Genomic DNA, 18,747 nt, shown 5'->3' on the forward strand with positions numbered 1-18,747 from the left:
ACTGCATGCTGGTCTGGGCGTGCAGCCGCCACCGCGCCACCGGCCGCATGCGCGGCCGGTGGCCTCCGATCAGCTCATGCCACGCAACTCGCGCAGCAACACCGACAACATGGCCATGTCGATGCTGGGTGCGGCGTGCACCTCGGCGACCAGGTGGCGGTAGCGCTCGAGCGGGATTGCGTTCTTGGCCTGCCAGGCGGCGATGATCGTGGCAACCTCCTGCTCATCGGGGGCGAGCCGCAGCGCGTCGCTGGCAAGCGCACGCGCGAGCGCGGAAAGATCACCGCGCAAGGCCCCGCGCGCCAGGGTCTGCCAGCGTGTATCGGCATTGAGGGCCGAGATCTGCCCCCCCAGCCAGTGCAGATCCAGCTCTCCACCCAGGCCGAAATACACCCGCGCCACCACCGCCTCCTCGCGTCCACTCTCGACCGCGACCTCGACCAGGTCCAGTGCCGAGTAGAGTTCGTCGAGCGCAGCGACACGGCAGGCGAGATCCATGGGAACGCCCTGCTCCTGCTTGCGCTCGATCGACGCCTCCAGCTCGCTGCGGTAGGCGCTGCCGACGTAGCCGGCCAGCCCGCCGGCGAGCGTCGCCACGCCCGGCGAGAAGTGCGCCAGCGTCGCCTGCAGATCGACCAGCCACTGGCGATGGCGCAGGAACCAGAGCGTGCCGCGCTGAACCAGGCGCTCGGACTCGTTGATCAGCTCGATCTGCACCGTGTTGGGGATGCGATTGTCCAGCGCCTCTATATCGCTCCACAGCGTGACCAGGCCGAACACCTCCCGCGTCGCCATGTAGGCACGCACGATGTCGGGCGCGCAAGCGCCCAGCTCGGCCTTGAGCCGGCTGACGAAGGTCGGGCCGACACGATTGATCATGCTGTTGACGACGTGCGTCGAGATGATCTCGCGCCGCAGCGGGTGGGCCTGGATCTGCGCACCGAAGCGCTCACGCAGCGGCACGGGGAAGTAGCGTTCGAGCGCGGTACGGATGTACGGATCCTCGGGCACGTCGGAGGCGAGCACCTCGTCGTAGAGCTCGATCTTGCTGTACGCCAGCAGCACCGCCAGCTCGGGCGTGACCAGGCCGATGCGGTTGGCCTTGCGCTCCTGCAGCGCCTCATCCATGGGCAGGAACTCGAGCTTGCGGTTGAGCCTGCCGGCGTGGCTCAGGCGGCGCATGAAGTCCGCCTGTTCGTCGATCAGCGCCGCGCCACGGCTGCGCGTCACCGACAGGATCTGTGTCTGCGCGTAGTTGTCGCGCAGCACCAGCGCGGCGACCTCTTCGGTCATGTCGGCGAGCAACTGGTTACGCTGCTTGAGGGTGAGTTCGCCCTCGGCAACCACGCCGCCGAGCAGGATCTTGATATTGACCTCGTGATCGGAGCAATCCACCCCGCCCGAGTTGTCGATGGCGTCGGTATTGACCCGCCCGCCACCGAGGGCGAACTCGATGCGGCCGAGCTGGGTCGCCCCCAGGTTACCGCCCTCGCCGAAGACCTTGACGCGCAGATCGCCCCCGTTGACGCGTACCGCATCGTTGGCGCGGTCGCCGACCGACGCATCGGACTCGCCGGCAGCCTTGATGTAGGTGCCAATCCCGCCGTTGTAGAGCAGGTCGAGCGGTGCGCAGAGGATGGCGCGGATGAGCTCGGTCGGGGTCAGGCTCTCGGCCTGCACGTCGAGCGCCGTGCGCATCTGCTCGGTGAGACGGATCGACTTCGCGCTGCGCGGCCAGACGCCGCCACCGGCCGAGATCAACGCCCTGTCGTAGTCGTCCCAGCTCGAGCGTGGCAGCGCAAACAGGCGTGCGCGCTCCTGCCAGCCCTGCGCGGGGTCTGGATCGGGATCGATGAAGATGTGGCGATGGTCGAAGGCGGCGACCAAGCGGATCTGCCGGGACAGCAGCATGCCGTTGCCGAACACGTCGCCCGACATGTCGCCGATGCCGGCCACCGTGAACGGCTCCTCCTGGATGTTCCGCCCCATCTCGCGGAAGTGGCGCTTGACAGCCTCCCAGGCGCCGCGCGCGGTGATGCCCATCTTCTTGTGGTCGTAACCCACCGAGCCGCCGGAAGCAAAGGCATCGCCCAACCAGAAGCCGTATTCGGCCGCAACCTCGTTGGCGTAGTCGGAAAATGTGGCCGTACCCTTGTCGGCCGCGACCACCAGGTAAGGGTCATCCTCATCGTGGCGCACCACCTCGGCCGGCGGTACGACCTGGCCCTGCACCAGGTTGTCGGTGACATCGAGCAGGCCGCGCAGGAAGTTGCGGTAGCAGGCCACCCCCTCGGCCACCAGCGCCTCCCGCCCGCCCTCGGCCGGCGGGCACTTGACCACGAAGCCGCCCTTGGACCCCACTGGCACGATCACCGCGTTCTTGACGATCTGCGCCTTGACCAAACCGAGGATCTCGGTGCGGAAGTCCTCCATGCGGTCCGACCAGCGCAGGCCGCCGCGCGCCACCTTGCCGCCACGCAGGTGCACGCCCTCGAAGCGGGGCGAGTACACGAAGATCTCGAACATCGGCAACGGCTGCGGCAGGTTGGGAATCCTGGCCGGCAACAGCTTGAACGAGGTGTAGGACTTGGGCTGCCCATCCGTGCCGCGGTGGAACCAGTTCGTGCGCAGCGTGGCCAGGATCATCGCCAGGAACTGGCGCAGGATACGGTCCTCATCGAGGTTGGCGACACTGGCCAGGCCGGTCTCGATGGCGGCGACCTGCGCAGCGCAGCGCTCATCTCGGTCAGCTGTCGCGACCGGGTCGAAGCGCATGCGGAACAACTCGAACAGGGCGCGTGCAAGTTGCGGATAGGCGGCAAGCGTCTGCTCCATGTAAGCGAGACTGAAAGTGAATGCGGCCTGTCGCATGTACTTAGCGTAGGCCCTCAGGACGGCAACTTCACGCCACGACAGCCCGGCGAGCAGGACAAGGCGATTGAAGTCGTCGTTCTCGACCTCTCCCCGCCAGACGCGCAGGAAAGCGTCCTGGAACAGCGGGCGTACGACATGGATATCCAGGCGCTCGGCGCCAACGTAGTTAAGGCCGAAATCGTGCAGCCAGACCGTGCGCCCGTCCTGGCGTTCGATTTCGGACGGGCGCTCGTCCATCACCTTGACGCCCATACGCTCGAGCATGGGCAGGCTCTGTGACAGCGGAACCGGACCGTCCAGGCGGTACAGGCGCAGGTTGAGGCGGCCTACCGGCGCCTCGAGCGGAACGTAGAGGTTGAGCCCGAGTGCATCGCCGTCGGCCAGGGCCTCGATCTGCTCGATGTCGAACACTGCCATGCGCGGCGAGTAGTCCTCACGGTATCCGGCCGGGAAGCCCGGACCGTAGCGGCGCATCAGTGCCAGCCCGCGCTCCTCGCCGCACTGTTCGACAAGCGCCTGCTGGAGTTCGTCCTCCCAGCGCCTCGAGGCACGGATCAGGCGCTGCTCGAGCTCCCTGGTGTCAAAGGGCGGGATGTTGCCGTCGGGGGTGCGCACCGTGATCAGGATGCGCGCCAGCGCCGAGTCGGAGAACTGCACGTCGAACTCGGACGACACGCCGTTGAAGGCCTCGGTGAGCACCGCCTGCATGCGCTTGCGCTGATCGGTGTTGTAGTGCTCGCGCGGCACGTAGATCAGGCAGGACACATAGCGCGCGAAGGGGTCGCAACGCACGAACAGGCGGGTGCGCAGGCGCTCTCCCAGGCGCAGGATGCCCATTGCGTGGCTGTAGAGCTCGTCGGGCGAGATCTGGAACAGTTCGTCGCGCGGGTAGCGCTCGAGCAAGGTCATCAATGCCTTGGCCGCATGGCCGCCGGGTAGCAGGCCGGCACGCTCGAACACCGCGTCGATCTTGCGCCGCAGCAGCGGGATCTGCCGGGGGCTGCTGCTGTAAGCGGTGGACGCCAGCAGCCCGATGACCCGCCTCTCGCCCGTCACCCGCCCCTCGGCGTCGAAGGCCTTGATGCCGATGAAGTCGAGGTAACCCGGTCGATGCACAGTCGAGCGCGAGTTGGACTTGGTCAGTGTGAGCAGCTTGGGCAGGTGCGCCTGCGCGCGCAACTGTGGAGGCAGTGCGGCGAACGAGCGCGAGGCGCCTTCCTCGCCGTCTCCATGGAGCAGCCCCAGCCCCGAACCTGCCACCACATGCAGTTCATGGCCGTCGTCACCGCCCACGAGGCTGTAATCGCGGCACCCGAGAAGCACGAAATTGTCCGCAGCGAGCCACTCGAGGAATGCGCGCACCTCATCGACCTCGGCAGCGTCCACGCTTGCCGGGCAAGCGGCCAGCCCGTCAATGATTTCGCCCAGGCGGCTACGCATCGCCGGCCAGTCGCCGACTGCAGCGCGGACGTCGGCCAGGACATGCTCCAAACCCTGCTGCAGCGCACTGAGGTCCGCCGGGTCGCTGCGCCGGTCCACCTCGAGGTGCATGATCGATTCCAGACATGCGCCCTCATCCTGCTCACCACGTTCGCGCACGTGCTGCAGTCGCCCCTGCGCATCGCGCTGGATGTTCATGACCGGATGAATGATGAGATGCAGCGTCAGCCCCTGGCGCGCCACCTCCATGGTGATCGAGTCCACCAGGAAGGGCATGTCCTCACCGACAATCTCGATTACCGTGTGCGGGCATTCCCAGCCCTGCTCATCGAGTCGCGGGTTCGATACCCGCACCCTGCTGCCCCCGGTGCGCTGGGAAATGAAGTGCCACTGGCTGAGCACCGCGCCGTAGAGGTCGGCGAGCGGCAGGTCCTCGAGATCGTCCGGATCCACCTGCGCAAAGAAGCGCGCCGCAAAGGTGCCTACCGCCGCGGCCTGATCCGCTGGCAGGCGGGCATCGATCTGCTCGACGACCGCGTCGATCAATCCGCCCAGCCTGCTCTGCTCGCGCTTTTCCATGTCTATCCCCCCGCTCATTGGACTGGACGCAGCGAAGGCCATGGCCGGAGTACAACGGCAGGCGTGCCGGTGTTCCGTTTCGCTGCGCCGTAGGACAAAGGCCGAGGCTATGCCAACGGAAGCAAAAGGTTAAGCCACGTTTTCCCTAGGTGGGAGACCTGCGGGTCACGCGCAATTCGTCGGCTCAGTGCCGGACGGATGGTCGCCACGCGCCCAAGGCGAATGGTCCATCCAGGCCTCGAGCCCTGCGGCATCAACCGGTCTGGAGACGAAATAGCCCTGCGCCAGATCACAACCGAGCTCGCCCAAACGCACGAGGATCTCCTCGGTTTCCACACCCTCAGCCGTCACCACCAGCCCCAGACTGTGCGCGAGCTCGATCGTAGAGCGCACGATCAGCTCATCGCCAGGCCGGGTGGTGAGATTCATGACGAAACTGCGGTCGATCTTGAGCTCCTGGACCGGCATCTGACGCAGATAGGAGAGTGATGAGTAACCCGTACCGTAGTCGTCGATCGAAAGCTGGCAGCCGGTGGCGTGCAGGCGCTCGAGCGTTGCCAGCGCCTTGCGCGGATCGTCCAGCACCGCGCTTTCGGTGATCTCGAGCGTTATCCAGCGCGCCTCGCAGCCGTGATGCTCAAGCATGGCGCGGAACTGATCCGGCAGTTCAGGATGCAGCAAGTCGCGAGCCGAGAGATTGAGGCCGACATGCACTGCCCTCCCCGCGCGCCGCCACGCTGCGCATTGGCGCACTGCGCGTTCGAGCACCCACAGCGTGATCGCCCTGATATAGCCGGTCTGTTCGGCAAACGGGATGAACTCCATCGGCGGCACGAAGCCACGCTTGGGATGAACCCAGCGCACGAGCGCCTCCACACTGAGCATGGCTGACGAGCGGAAGGCGTGCTTGGGCTGGTAGTAGAGCACCAGTTCATCGCCCTCGACGGCCTGGCGCAACTCTGTGAGCAAGGACAGGCGGGCGGCATTGCGGCCATGATGCGCCGGGTCGTATATGGCATGACCGGCATGGGCCTGCTTGGCCTTGTACATGGCGACATCCGCGCCCCGCATCAACTCGCCGGCGTCGTTGCCATGATCGGGGTAGAGGGCGATACCGATGCTCGCACGCACATCGACCAGCTGTCCCTGCACGTTCATCGGCGCTTCGAGCAAGGCAGCGATACGCTCGGCCACAACCCTGGCAGCCACGGCGTCCGCCCCGGGCACGAGAACCGCAAATTCGTCCCCGCCCAGCCGCGCGCATGCGTTGGCCTCGTCCTGCAGGCCTTGCGCGAGGTCGCGCCGGCGCATGCCTGCATGCTGCAGGCGACGACCGACCTCCTGCAGCACCTGGTCGCCCAGATCGTGGCCCAGGGAATCGTTGATGAGCTTGAAGCGGTCGATATCCAGGGTCAGCACGGCAAGACGCTCACCACGCTCCCCGAAGCTGCGCACGAAGCGATCGAGCGACTCGACGAACTGCACCCTATTGGGCAGCCCCGTCAGCACGTCACGGTAGGCCAGCTCGGAGATGCGCGCCTCGCGGCTGGCGATGGCCTCCGTCATCAGGGCGAAGGCCGTGGCGAGTCGGCCAATCTCGTCCTCGCGCCGCACCATGGGCGGGGCGGCATACTCGCCGACACGGACGCGCCGGGCGAACTCGGCAAGCCGGGTCACCGGCGACGCGATCGTGCGCCCCATCCACATGCTGGCCAGCAGCATGGCGACAGTAGCTGCGACCGTCAGCCCGGACCACTCGCGATAGAGCCGCTCCCAGGGTTCGAGCGCACGCTCGAGCGAGACCTGGAGCACGGCGAAGACACGCTCGCTGGCAAGTGGATCGAGGTCGCGCACCAGGCCGGCGTACTCGAAGCCGCCGACAAGCATGCCACGCCCCGCATCGGCAAGCAGTTGCGCAGCGTCGACGTCTGTCGGCAGGGTACTGGCCACCAGCGCTGCCTCAAGCTCACGACCGCGCACCAGACTCACGTCTAGCCCGATTACCCGCTTGAGGTCGTGCACAAGCGCCTCGTCTACGACGAAACCGATCGCCACCCAGGCGACCGGCACCGGCGCCATGACCGGCACCACGACCAACTGGAAAACGCTGTCGCCCACGACCTGGAAACCCGTCGCTGCGCCACGCGCCTGCGCATCGGCGATGAAGCGCGCAAGGCGCTGCGCAAACGCGTCGCCCCCAGCGGGATGAGCGGCGAGCGCGCGGCCATCCAGCCCAGTGAGCAACATCAGGCTGGCACCGATCCTGGAGCCGTGGTTCTCGAGCGCAGAGGCTGCAGTGTCGGCGTCACCGGTCAGCACAGCCTCACGGAAGCCGAAGTCGGCCGCGAGCACTCGCGCCGCCTGCGCCAACTGGGCGCTGCGCTGTTCGAGCAGGCGATCGAGCACGCGGTCGCCGGTGTCGAGTTGCACCTTGACCTCCTGCAGCGCACTGCTGCGCCCAACATGCTCGAACAGGAACAGGCCGCCAATCTGGACCGACAGCAGGATCATCGCCGTCCAGGCGGCAATCCGCCATTGCAGGCGCCGGAAGCCGAATCGCATCAGGGTTGCGCCCCGACGACGAGGGCAAAGCGCGCATCACCATCGATACGCACCGGCGTACCGGCGACCGAATTGTCGGCACCGACCCAGCGCGGGTGCCAGTACTCGAGCCTGTAGTCGCCAGCAGGCACGCCCTGCAGGCGCAATTCGCCAGCTTCGTCACTGACACCGACCCACGGCGAATCGAACACCACCACGTAGGCCACCATGTGATCATGAATGTTGCAGCCCATCACGACCACGCCAGGCTTGTCGAACACAACCGGCGCTGCAGGCGTGCCGAGATAGAGCTTGAGTTCGAAGGTCTTCGCCGGCGAGAACGAATAGACGTGATGGCGCACCGTGTCGTGGTTGGGAAACCGTATCGAGGCGCCCGTCGGCACCGCGGTCATCAGCGGGATGAAGCGCTTGTCCCGCTGCACGATCTCGAACTCTGCAACCCGCATGGCCGGTACGCCCACCAAGGGCTTGAGCGCCATCGCCACGTCCTGCAACGCAGCACCGTGCTCATCGACAACCCTGACGGTGAGGCTGTCCGCGAGCGCCGCCGGCGCCGGAACGATGCAGCCAATCGCAGCGAGGATCATCCCGCGTCTGGCTGCCAAATCGATCACGTACGAAATCCGCATGCTGTCCTATCTTTGCTCATCCACGAAGCCCAGCCCGCCCCGAGAGGAATGCCCATGCCCCAGCCCAAGCTGCCACGCCACCTGCCGCTCAATGCGCTGCTTACCGCCGCGCTAGCGGTCGGCCTTGCCTCGCCTGCAGACGCCGCCGCCGAACTGGAGAGAATCAGGATCCATGCCGTCACGGAGTCGCATGAGCTTATCGCGGTTTCAGCGGCCGAACCGCATAAAATCATCCGCAGCGTGAAGCTGGTCGGCCTCGGCAGCGATGAGAGCATCCTGGGCATCGACTACCGGGTCGCCTACGGCGTGATGTACGCACTGGGCTCATCGGGTCGGCTATTCACGGTCGACGTGGAAACCGGCACCCTAACCCCGGTCGGCACGCAAGTCTTCGCGCTCGCCCTCGAAGGAAAACGCTTCGGCTTCGACTTCAACCCGGCTGCCGACCGCATTCGCATCGTCTCCGACGCCGGTCAGAACCTGCGTGCGCATCCGGAAACCGGCACCCTGGTCGATTTTTCTCCCGATCAGGACGGCCTCCAGGCCGACGGCCGCCTCGCGTACGCTGCGGGTGACCCTGCCGCAGAAAAGCCCGCATACGTGATCGCCGCGGCATATACCTACAATCAGCAGGATGAGAAGCTCACCACCAACTTCGCCATTGACGCGGGGCGTGCGAGCTTGGTTCGCCAGGGCTCTATCGAGGGCACCCAGCCCGTCGTTTCGCCGAACAGCGGTCAGCTTCATACCGTGGGCCAACTCGGCGTGGAGGGCATCGAAGATGCGCACTTCGACATCTCTGACGTCAGCAACACCGCGCTCGCGGTACTGACCTCCACCACCATGCCTGCAGCCACGCTCCATCACATCGACCTCGGCACCGGTGCGGCGCGTGTGCTCGGCCCGGTAGGCAGCGGCGAACGCCTCCGTGGGATGGCCATCGAGCCCTGAAACGAGCGCGGGGGACGGCCTGAGCCGTCCCCCGCGTATTCTGCTCCAGCTCGTGGATCAGCGCCGCGAACGGCGCTGCCGCTCAATGTCAGCGGATGAAGTCGCGGTTGATCTCGCGGAAGAGCTCGGTACCACCTCGCTGGAGCCACTCGAAGGCCGCCATCTCGCATGACACGATCTCGACACCATGGCTGCGCATGCGTGCAAAGGCCAGGTCGCGATTGGCCGGATCGCGCGACCCCGAGGCCTCAGCCACGACAAAGACTTCCTTCCCCGCCCAGCGCAGATCGAGCGCGGTCTGCTGTACGCAGACATGCGCCTCGGTGCCGCACACAATCACCTGCCGACGCGCCTCGACCGCAGTGCCTTTCAGGCAACCGTCCGCCTGCGCCGAGAAGCATTGCTTTTCGACATATTCGGCAGCGGGCGTAACCGCCCGCAGTGCGTCGAGCGTGCCTCCGATCTTGGCAGGGAAATGCTCGGTGACCACCACCGGCACGCCAACGCGCTCGGCAACACTGGCGAGCCAGATGCAGCTGGCCGCGACCTTGTCGCTGTCATGTATGGAGGGCGCCAACCTGGCCTGCACATCAACGATCAACAGCACGGACTTGTCACGGTTCATCAGCATGATGGCTTGCCCATTCAGTCTGCGAGTTCGGCACGGTCGCGGAAATGCGCCAGCGCCTCGGGGTTGGCGAGCGCCTCCTGGTTCTTGACCGGGCGCCCATGCACCACGTTGCGCACCGCCAGTTCGACGATCTTTCCGCTCTTGGTGCGCGGAATGTCCGCCACCTGCAACACCTTGGCCGGGACGTGGCGCGGCGTGGTGTTGTCGCGGATCGTCTGGCGGATGCGCCTGGCGAGCGCATCATCGAGCGCAAGCCCCTCGCGCAGCTTGACGAACAGCACCACGCGCACGTCGTTCGGGTTCTGCGGCGGCCAGTCCTGGCCAATCACCAGGGATTCGACCACCTCGGGCAACTTCTCGACCTGGCGGTAGATCTCGGCCGTGCCGATGCGCACCCCGCCCGGGTTGAGCGTGGCATCCGACCTGCCGTAGATGATCAGCCCGCCATGAGCGGTGATTTCGCAGAAGTCGCCATGGCACCACACATTGGGGAAGCGATCGAAATAGGCGGCGTGGTACTTGCTGCCGTCTGCATCGTTCCAGAAACCGATCGGCATCACCGGGAACGGCTTGCTGCACACCAGCTCGCCCTTCTCGCCGCGCACCGGCTTGCCATCGTCGTCCCACACATCCACCGCCATGCCCAGGCCGCGGCACTGGATCTCGCCGCGCCACACCGGAAGCACGGGAGAACCAAGCACGAAGCAGGAGATGATGTCGGTTCCGCCCGAAATAGAGGACAGCTGCAGGTCGGCCTTGATGTCGCGATAGACGTACTCGAAGCCTTCCGGGACCAACGGGCTGCCGGTACTCATCATGGCGCGCACGGTGTCGAGCCGGTGGGTTTCCCTGGGTTTCAAGCCAAACTTCGCCGCGGCGTCGATGAACTTGGCCGAGGTACCGAAGTGGGTCATGTGCTCGGCGTCGGCGTAATCGAACAGAATCTGGTTATCGCCGGCAAAGGGCGAGCCATCGTAGAGCAGCAGCGTGGCCTCGGCGGCCAGCGCCGACACGAGCCAGTTCCACATCATCCATCCGCAGGTCGTGAAGTAGAACACGCGGTCGCCGCGCTTCACGTCGCTGTGCAGGCGATGCTCCTTCAGGTGCTGCAGCAGCGCGCCGCCGGCGCAATGCACGATGCACTTGGGCACGCCAGTGGTTCCCGAGGAGTACATGATGTAGAGCGGGTGGTCGAAGGGCAGCTCGGCAAACTCGATGTCATCGACGAAATGGTAGGGCGCGATGAAATCGGCGTACATGCGCGCATGCGGCACGTGCGAGAGATCGTGCTCGGCGTGCACGTAAGGCACGACGACCACGCGCTTGATCGAAGGCAGCTGGCCAACGATCTCGCCCAGTTTGCCCAGCACGTCCACCGTCTTGCCGCCGTAGTAGTAGCCGTCGCAGGCAATGAGCACCTTGGGCTCGGTCTGGCCGAAACGATCGAGCACGCCCTGCACGCCAAAGTCCGGCGAGGCCGAGGTGAAGATCGCACCGATGCTCGCCGCGGCAAGCATCGCGACCACCGTCTCCGGCATGTTGGGCATGTAGGCGGCAACACGATCGCCCTCTCCCACACCCATCTCGCGCAACGCAGCGACGAAGTGGGCCACAGCGCGATACAGCTCGCCGTGGCTCATGCGGTTCTTCACCCTGTCTTCGCCCCAGAACACGATCGCGTCATGCGCGTCGCGCGAACGCAGCAGGTTGCGGGCGAAGTTCAATCGCGCATCGGGGAACCACTTCGCACCCGGCATGCGCTCGGCGTCCACGAGCACGCGCTCGCCACGGCTGCCGATGACGCCACCACCGATGCCGTCACCCTCCCAGACGCTCACCCAGAACTGCTCCGGGTGCGCCACCGACCAGGCATACAAGGCCTCATAGTCAGGCAGGCTCACGCCCCAGCGCTGCTCGGCGGCCAGGCGAAAAGCGGTCACGTTGGCGGCAGCGACGCGCTCGGGCGACGGTGTCCACAGCGGGCTCTGTTCAGCAGAATTCACGTTGTCTCCTCTCCATCAATCGACGCTCCGCCGACTGCCCGACGGCGCGCCCGTTTGTTTTTGTGACGATTGAATCAGCGCGTTCGCTATTCGAACACGGCACGAACGAAATCGGGCATCGGCGACGACTTGCCGCTGCGGGTGTCCATCCACACCGTCTTTGCCGCCCCTTCGGCATAGAGCCTGTCCTCGCCCTCGACAAACAACTCGTACCAGGTCATCACGCTGGAGCGCCCTGGCTCACCGGCATACATCTTGATGACGACGGTTGCCGGGTAGTTCACCGGCGCCAGGAAAGTGCAGCTGGCATTGATGATCACCGGCCCGACGGCCTCTTCGACGCTGACCCGACATCCCATGGCCTCGAGCCATTCAACGCGCGTCTGTTCGAAGTAGCGGAAATATACCGTGTTGTTAACGTGGCCGTAGGCGTCCATGTCGCCCCAGCGCACGGGGATCCGGCTGGTATGGATGAGCTTCGCACGTTCGTTCATGCCGCAGTCTCCTGTTGTAGTTTGCTGTTGTATGTGCAGCGAGCTAATGTAACATACGCATCCGTATGTTGTGCAGACTGCGGGCCAGCCGTCTGCATAAGCGCAAGGGTATACAATCGCCACACAAGAGGGGCGCCACCTCCCACACGGGAACAGGAGAACAGGATGGAAAGAGAATCGATGGAATTCGACGTGCTGATCGTCGGCGGCGGCCCGGCCGGGCTGGCGGCAGCGATCCGCTTGAAACAGCTCGCCACGGCCAAGGGCCAGGAGCTGTCGGTGTGCCTGATCGAGAAGGCCGCCGAGATCGGTGCCCACATCCTGTCGGGCGCGGTGATGGACCCCAAGGCGCTCACCGAGCTCATCCCCGACTGGAAGGAACAGGGCGCCCCGCTCAACACCGAGGTCACCGAAGACCGCGTGCTGTTCCTGTCCGAGACCGGGGCTCGCCAGGCCCCCAACGGCCTGCTGCCCGACTGTTTCGTGAACCACGGCAACTACATCGTGCGCCTGGGCAATGTGGTGAAATGGCTCGGCGAGCAGGCCGAGGCGGCCGGCGTCGAGGTCTATCCCGGCTTTGCCGGCGCCGAGATCCTGTTCGATGAAAAAGGCGCGGTCAAGGGCGTGGCCACTGGCGACATGGGCCTGAACCGTGACGGCACGCCCGGCCCGCACCACCAGCCGGGCATGGAGCTGCACGCCAAGTACACGCTCTTTGCCGAAGGCTGTCGCGGCCATCTGGGCAAGCAGCTCGAGGCGAAGTTCAATCTGCGCGAGGGCGCCGACCCGCAGACCTACGGCATCGGCATCAAGGAGCTGTGGGAGGTCAGGCCCGAGAACCATCGCCCCGGCCTGGTGGTGCACACCGCCGGCTGGCCGATGGACAACGCCACCTACGGCGGTGGCTTCGTCTATCACCTCGAGGACAACCTGGTGGCGGTGGGCTACGTGGTCGGCCTCAACTACGAGAACCCGCACCTGTCGCCCTTCGAGGAGATGCAGCGCTACAAGACGCACCCCGAGATCCGCAAGTATCTCGAAGGCGGCAAGCGCCTGGCCTACGGCGCGCGCGCCATTGCCGCCGGCGGCCTGCAGAGCCTGCCGCGGCTAATCTTCCCGGGCGGCGCGCTGATCGGCGACGATGCGGGCTTTCTCAACGCCGCGCGCATCAAGGGCAGCCACGCCGCGATCAAGTCGGGCATGCTCGCCGCCGAGGCCGCCTTCGAGGCGCTCGCCAAGGAACGCGAGCGCGACGCGCTCACCGCCTACCCGGCCGCCTTCCGCGACTCCTGGCTGTACGCCGAGTTGCACAAGACGCGCAACTTCAAGCCCTACATGAAGAAGGGCCTGTACCTGGGTTCGCTGCTGTTCGGCATCGACCAGGTGGTGTTCCGCGGCAAGGCGCCGTGGACGCTGCGCAACAGCGCCGACCATGACAAGCTCAAGCCGGCGGCCGACTGCGCGAAGATCAATTACCCCAAGCCCGACGGCGTGCTCACCTTCGATCGCCTGTCCTCGGTGTTCCTGTCCAACACCAACCACGAGGAAGAGCAGCCCTGCCACCTGCAGTTGAAGGACGGCGCGGTGCCGATCGCAATCAACCTGGCCAGGTACGACGCCCCCGAGCAGCGCTACTGCCCGGCCGGGGTGTATGAGATCGTCAATGAGGAGGCTGGGCCGCGCCTGCAGATCAACGCCCAGAACTGTGTGCACTGCAAGACCTGCGACATCAAGGACCCGACCCAGAACATCAACTGGGTCGTGCCGCAGGGCGGCGAAGGACCGATCTACCAAGGGATGTAAGACCACACCGGCAGAGGGCACGACAGCGCGCCCTCTGCCGGTATCGATTCAGCCCTCCCGCCCCGCCCTCGCCGCACGCATGATGCGGGCGATGAAATCACCCTTGGCTTGCGCGTAAGCCCTGCGATCGTCCGGGCAGGCGGCAGCGATGCGGCATTTGAGCGCACCGTACTCCCTCGCAGCCTCGGGATGCGCGCGCAGGTAGTCGCGAAACAGCAGGCGCTCCCATTCCGAAGACCCCCTCTCAAGGAAGTGAATGTGGTGCGTGCGCCGTCCGCTGGCATCACGGCGAATGAACCACGCGTACTCGATGCCGGGCAAACCCGGCTGGCTCGCCCGCCAGAAGAACTCGCAGCCCTGCGCCTGCAATAGCGGCGCAATATGCTGCGCAACGTCGCTCATCGAACGCACCTCCACCAGCATATCGACGATAGGCTTGGCATGCAGCCCCGGCACCGCGGTGCTGCCGAAATGCTCGATACGCCCAATCATGTCTGGTGGCAGGCAGGCCCGCAGCCGCGCAGCCTCCTCCTCGAACGCGCGCGGCCAGCCGGGATCGTAAGGCACGATCTCGATACGCTCGCCAAGCGCGCGGGACACATGTTCTGGTTGCCGCAAGTACCCAGCCATCGCTGGCCAACCTCCTGCGTGTTACATCGTCCGTCAAGCGTACTCGCCAAGGCTCACCGTAAACCCAACGTAAGCGCAGCGATAAAGATATAGCGCCCCGCCTTCGCCACGGCGACGATGAGAACGAAGCTCCACAGCGGCTCTCGCATTACCCCGGCGAGTACTGTAAGCGGGTCCCCGATGACGGGCACCCAACTCAGGAGCAGCGACCAGCGGCCATAGCGATGGTAGCGCGCCTGGGCCTTCTCGAGCTGATCTGAACGCACCGGAAACCAGCGATACGCACGCCAGCGCTCGAGGTAGCGACCCAGCAGCCAGTTGACGACAGAGCCCAGGACATTACCGGCACTGGCAACGATAACCAGCGCCCACGGCGGATGAGCCGCATTGACCAACAAGCCGACGAGCACCGCCTCGGATTGCAGCGGTAACAGTGTGGCCGCGCCAAAGGCGGCAACGAACAAGCCGATGTAGGCAGCGGACAGCATGAAAGGCTTGGCCGGCTTGTATGCCGGCCCCTGATATCGGAAACACAAACAAAAAGGCCCACGCGGACGTGGGCCTTTTTGTTTGTTTGGTTGCGGGGGCAGGATTTGAACCTGCGACCTTCGGGTTATGAGCCCGACGAGCTGCCAGACTGCTCCACCCCGCGTCGGAGAAACAGAACTATAAACAATCGCTGCAGGAAAGTCAAAGTTTTTTTGCGCTGCAAAACTTCTGACCGTGTAAGCCGCGACTGCAGGAAAGACTTGGTGCCGGCAATAGGAATCGAACCCACGACCTTCTGATTACAAATCAGCTGCTCTACCAACTGAGCTATGCCGGCAACGGACGCGGATTATAGCCCAAGCGCAGCCGCAACGCTGCTGTTGGGCGCTTGCGCCAACAACTGTTTAAATATACAGTATTCAAAACAAACAACGAGGAGCATGGATCATGGCAACGATTGGTACGCGCGCACTCTTGGCTCTCGGCTTGATCTCGGGGCTGATGATCGGCACTGGTCACATCGGCGGCGGGCTCGCCGTGTCGGTTGCGGCGACTGCGGCGGCCTGGCTCGCACGAGCTGGCACTGCCGACCACGACCCAGGCTAGGCCTGGGCGGCACACTCAACGGCCAAACTTGCTCATCAGTTGCTGCAGCTTTTCCTGTTTGCGCCGCTCAGCCTCTTCAGCCTCGCGCTTCTCGCGCTGCTGCTTGGCAACCGCCGCAAACCGCTCCTTGAGCAATTGCGCAGCGTGCGCGCGCTGCTCGTCGGTGACCTCGCCCGCCGGGTTGCCATCCAGATCGAAGCGCTGTGCGCTGCGCTCAACCGCCTTGAGGTAACGCGTCGAGGCCGTATGCATCCTCAACGCGACACGCAGCACCTTGCGTTCGAACTCAGGGAAACGCTCGAGAATCGCGTTGTCAATGCGCAGCGCGAGCGGCTTGCAGTCACGAAATGCGGCACACTCCGCCTCGAGGCGCTTGATCATCGCACGTGGCTCGATGCCGGGCTTCGCTTGGGCGGGCGTGGCGTCCAGCCCGGTCTCGGGCATCGTGGTGGCGGGGGGTGTTTGCGCAGAAGTCATCAGTTTGAGAACTCGGAATAAGCGGCACGCGTCTATACACGCGTGCAGGTAAGCGGAGCGGAGTGAGCCGACGACAGGCCCGCTTCACACCGCAAAGCTTGCATTCTAACGCGTCGCGATTGAAGCAGTCCGCCCGCCCGCTGCATCGACCTGCCCCTGCGACGCATTTGCAACAGCTGAACCACCATCACCGCGAGGACCACCATCATGACGCTCAAGCGCTGGAAACGGTTGCCCGGCTCACAGACTGCCCCTGCCGGCGTAGAGCGCGCCATACTGCGCCGTCTACCCATGGTTACGCTTGCCGGAACGATGGGCTGTATCGCCGCATCCCTGCTGGCCAGGCTGTTGTGGTGGGGTGACACCAGCATCGAAACCGCCCGTGCCTTGCAGATGATCGACATCTGGGTGATCGCGGCAGTCGTGCTGCACTGGACGGTCATGCTCACCCTAGCCATTGGGTGCACCATCGTCTTCGTCATGAAGGGACCGGCGTATATCGCAGACCGATACGACCTTCCAGACGAAAACCACCCACGCTGAGGCCCCGAAACACAGGAAACAGACAAAAGCCTGCTCGCGCTCGAAAGAGGCTCACCACCGGCTCGCTCGTGATATCCAGGCGAGCCTATAATCGGGCTGCATCCTTGCGCAGCTCAGGCCCTCCTCGACATGACCACGAATGGCAACCCGTCCGAAATCGCCCGTGAGACTCTACGCCAGCTGGCGATGCGGCGCGTTGCTCCGACGCCCGACAACTACCGCAAGCTCTATCACGAAATCGCAGGCACCAGCACCTCGGAGGATGCCCCCCCCGAGTCCGATCTGCGTAGGATCGCCCGTCGCCTCCCACGGGATACGCCAGAACGCCAGCGACAACTGCGCCAGCTCGATCAGGCGCTCGCGGAGAACGACGCCAAGGCGGCAGACGCAGCCCTGGAGCGCTACCTGGACGGCCTGAAGCAGTCCGAGCAACCGGCCTGGAACGAGGTCATCGCAAATCTGGTCCGCCAGTGGGAAGCGCGCCAGAACGGCTGGACGACTGCACGCAAGCGCGAGGCGCTGGACCGGGTACTCAACGCCTCGGACGCCGCCACGCTTTACAGCCGCCTGCAGGGGCTTCTGCGCGGCTGGACCCAGGCCGGAACCGACTCCGACGCTGACAGCATGCACGGCACTCAGGACGCGTTTGCCCAGGAGCGCCCCTCGGCTCGCCCCCTCGCATCCATCCCAGCGGCGAACGCACCACATCCGCTCGAGCAGGCGGACCCCGTATCGGCCCACGACGAGTCCAGACCTGGACACCTGGACGCTGTACGCGAGTTGCTCGAGCTGAGCCTGCACCAGGCCATCCCCGCCCTGCTGACCGAACACGCCGATCTGGCCGCCGAGGCGAGATCGATCGCATCAGAACTCGGCGAACAGCTCGATACCCCAGCACTCACCCAACTGCGCGACCGTCTGCGCAAGCTCACGCACGAGATCGAGATCACCGCCGCCGACGACGCCGAAGTGCGCAGCGGCCTGCTCGAATTGCTCCGCCTGCTCCTTCGCAACATCGATGACCTCGTCCTCGACGACGCCTGGCTCAGCGGCCAGGTCGAGATGCTGCGCGAGATCACCGAGAGCAAACTCGACGCCCGCAAGATAGACGACGCAGGACAGCGTCTGCGCGAACTGATCTCCAAGCAAGGTCAGCTCAAGAGCAACCTGGTTGCCAGCCAACGCCACCTGCGCGACATGCTGGCGGGCTTCGTCGACCAGCTGGCGCGCTTCTCCGAGAGCACAGGCACCTACCACGACCGCATCGGCACCTGCGCCCAACGCATCGCCCAGGCTGGCAGTATCGCGGAGATCGGCCCCTTGCTCGACGAGGTCATGCAGGAAACCCGCAGCATGCAGGACGAGGCGCGCCGATCACGCAGCGAACTGCTCGCCGCACGCGAGGAGGCCAGCGCCGCACAGGCGCGTATCACCGCCCTGCAGGCCGAACTCGATGAGTCGAGCCGGCTCATGCGCCACGACCAGCTCACCGGTGCCCTCAACCGCCGAGGCCTGGACGAGATGTTCCAGAAGGAGGCCGCACGGGCAGTGCGCCGTGGCACGCGACTAGCCGTGGCCCTGCTCGACATCGATCACTTCAAGAAGCTCAATGACAGCCTCGGCCACAAGGTGGGCGACGACGCCCTCGTCCACCTGTCGCGCATCGTCAGACAGCACCTGCGCCCGCAGGACGTGCTCGCGCGCTTCGGCGGCGAGGAGTTCGTGATCCTGCTCCCGGAAACCTCGGACGATGAGGCCTATCAGGCGCTCGTGCGCCTGCAGCGCGAACTGACGCGGGAGTTCTTCATGGCCGACCACCAGAAGGTCGTCATCACTTTCAGCGCCGGCGTGACCCCGCTCTTGCCGGGAGAAGCATTCGAGGTCGCGCTCGATCGCGCCGACGGCGCCATGTACCAAGCCAAGCAGGCAGGTCGCAATCGTGTCGTGGTAGCGCCGGCGCCCACCGAAAAAGGAATCATGGGGAGCTGAGCGCGTGCCTGACGGGTCGCCTCAGCGCCCCTGCCCCAGTTCCTCTA

General features: G+C 65.3%; 14 protein-coding genes and 2 tRNA genes. 5 read left to right on the forward strand and 11 right to left on the reverse strand.

Features of this window, described 5'->3' with window-relative positions; all coding sequences use genetic code 11:
- Positions 1-69 precede the first annotated feature (69 nt).
- The 3 genes from B447_RS03985 to B447_RS03995 all read right to left on the reverse strand — a co-directional run bounded on the left by B447_RS03985 (position 70) and on the right by B447_RS03995 (position 8,069).
- On the reverse strand, positions 70-4,893 hold the full coding sequence (locus B447_RS03985; RefSeq protein WP_002936750.1) for an NAD-glutamate dehydrogenase: 4,824 nt from the start codon (positions 4,891-4,893) through the stop codon (positions 70-72).
- Between the two features lie 165 nt (positions 4,894-5,058).
- Complete coding sequence (locus B447_RS03990) at positions 5,059-7,455, reverse strand: bifunctional diguanylate cyclase/phosphodiesterase (protein ID WP_002936756.1); 2,397 nt, start codon at positions 7,453-7,455, stop codon at positions 5,059-5,061.
- Entirely contained in the window at positions 7,455-8,069 is a 615-nt protein-coding gene (locus B447_RS03995) for a methylamine utilization protein (protein WP_232431510.1), read from the reverse strand. Before B447_RS03995 ends, B447_RS03990 begins: the two co-directional genes overlap by 1 nt.
- 69 nt (positions 8,070-8,138) lie before the next feature.
- Here B447_RS03995 and B447_RS04000 point away from each other — a divergent pair, with 69 nt between their 5' ends.
- Positions 8,139-9,035, forward strand: coding sequence for a DUF4394 domain-containing protein (locus B447_RS04000; protein ID WP_002936760.1), 897 nt, complete (start codon positions 8,139-8,141; stop codon positions 9,033-9,035).
- A gap of 88 nt (positions 9,036-9,123) precedes the next feature.
- Here the strand turns inward: B447_RS04000 and B447_RS04005 are convergent, their stop codons facing one another.
- The 3 genes from B447_RS04005 to B447_RS04015 all read right to left on the reverse strand — a co-directional run bounded on the left by B447_RS04005 (position 9,124) and on the right by B447_RS04015 (position 12,163).
- Positions 9,124-9,666, reverse strand: a complete 543-nt coding sequence (locus tag B447_RS04005) for a hydrolase (protein ID WP_002936761.1) — start codon at positions 9,664-9,666, stop codon at positions 9,124-9,126.
- A 14-nt stretch (positions 9,667-9,680) separates the two neighbouring features.
- Positions 9,681-11,669 carry an acetoacetate--CoA ligase gene (locus B447_RS04010; protein WP_002936763.1) on the reverse strand — a complete coding sequence of 663 codons (1,989 nt, stop codon included), beginning with the start codon at positions 11,667-11,669 and terminating at the stop codon, positions 9,681-9,683.
- Positions 11,670-11,755: 86 nt separating this feature from the next.
- Positions 11,756-12,163: an acyl-CoA thioesterase gene (locus tag B447_RS04015; RefSeq protein WP_002926627.1), complete on the reverse strand. Its 408-nt coding sequence runs from the start codon at positions 12,161-12,163 to the stop codon at positions 11,756-11,758.
- 165 nt (positions 12,164-12,328) lie between these two features.
- Here B447_RS04015 and B447_RS04020 point away from each other — a divergent pair, with 165 nt between their 5' ends.
- On the forward strand, positions 12,329-13,966 hold the full coding sequence (locus B447_RS04020) for an electron transfer flavoprotein-ubiquinone oxidoreductase (RefSeq protein WP_002936764.1): 1,638 nt from the start codon (positions 12,329-12,331) through the stop codon (positions 13,964-13,966).
- A 48-nt stretch (positions 13,967-14,014) separates the two neighbouring features.
- On the opposite strand, the gene B447_RS04025 is transcribed toward B447_RS04020, so the two are convergent.
- The 4 genes from B447_RS04025 to B447_RS04040 form a co-directional block, all read right to left on the reverse strand.
- The gene (locus B447_RS04025) at positions 14,015-14,566 is read right to left on the reverse strand and encodes a GrpB family protein (protein WP_232431518.1); all 552 of its coding nucleotides are present in this window, start codon (positions 14,564-14,566) and stop codon (positions 14,015-14,017) included.
- Positions 14,567-14,649: 83 nt separating this feature from the next.
- Complete coding sequence (locus B447_RS04030; protein WP_002926633.1) at positions 14,650-15,084, reverse strand: YqaA family protein; 435 nt, start codon at positions 15,082-15,084, stop codon at positions 14,650-14,652.
- A gap of 87 nt (positions 15,085-15,171) precedes the next feature.
- Positions 15,172-15,248, reverse strand: a tRNA-Met gene (locus B447_RS04035).
- A 98-nt stretch (positions 15,249-15,346) separates the two neighbouring features.
- Positions 15,347-15,422 (reverse strand) — tRNA-Thr (locus B447_RS04040).
- A gap of 110 nt (positions 15,423-15,532) precedes the next feature.
- Here B447_RS04040 and B447_RS22700 point away from each other — a divergent pair.
- Positions 15,533-15,691: a hypothetical protein gene (locus B447_RS22700; protein ID WP_198291742.1), complete on the forward strand. Its 159-nt coding sequence runs from the start codon at positions 15,533-15,535 to the stop codon at positions 15,689-15,691.
- Between the two features lie 15 nt (positions 15,692-15,706).
- On the opposite strand, the gene B447_RS04045 is transcribed toward B447_RS22700, so the two are convergent.
- Entirely contained in the window at positions 15,707-16,135 is a 429-nt protein-coding gene (locus B447_RS04045) for a ProQ/FINO family protein (protein WP_002926635.1), read from the reverse strand.
- Between the two features lie 240 nt (positions 16,136-16,375).
- Between B447_RS04045 and B447_RS04050 the strand changes: the two genes are divergently transcribed.
- Both B447_RS04050 and B447_RS04055 read left to right on the forward strand, forming a co-directional pair.
- Positions 16,376-16,711, forward strand: coding sequence for a hypothetical protein (locus B447_RS04050; RefSeq protein WP_002926637.1), 336 nt, complete (start codon positions 16,376-16,378; stop codon positions 16,709-16,711).
- A 129-nt stretch (positions 16,712-16,840) separates the two neighbouring features.
- Entirely contained in the window at positions 16,841-18,700 is a 1,860-nt protein-coding gene (locus B447_RS04055) for a GGDEF domain-containing protein (RefSeq protein WP_002936766.1), read from the forward strand.
- Positions 18,701-18,747 lie beyond the last annotated feature (47 nt).

It is taken from the genome of Thauera sp. 27 (assembly GCF_000310125.2).
Lineage (GTDB): Bacteria > Pseudomonadota > Gammaproteobacteria > Burkholderiales > Rhodocyclaceae > Thauera > Thauera mechernichensis.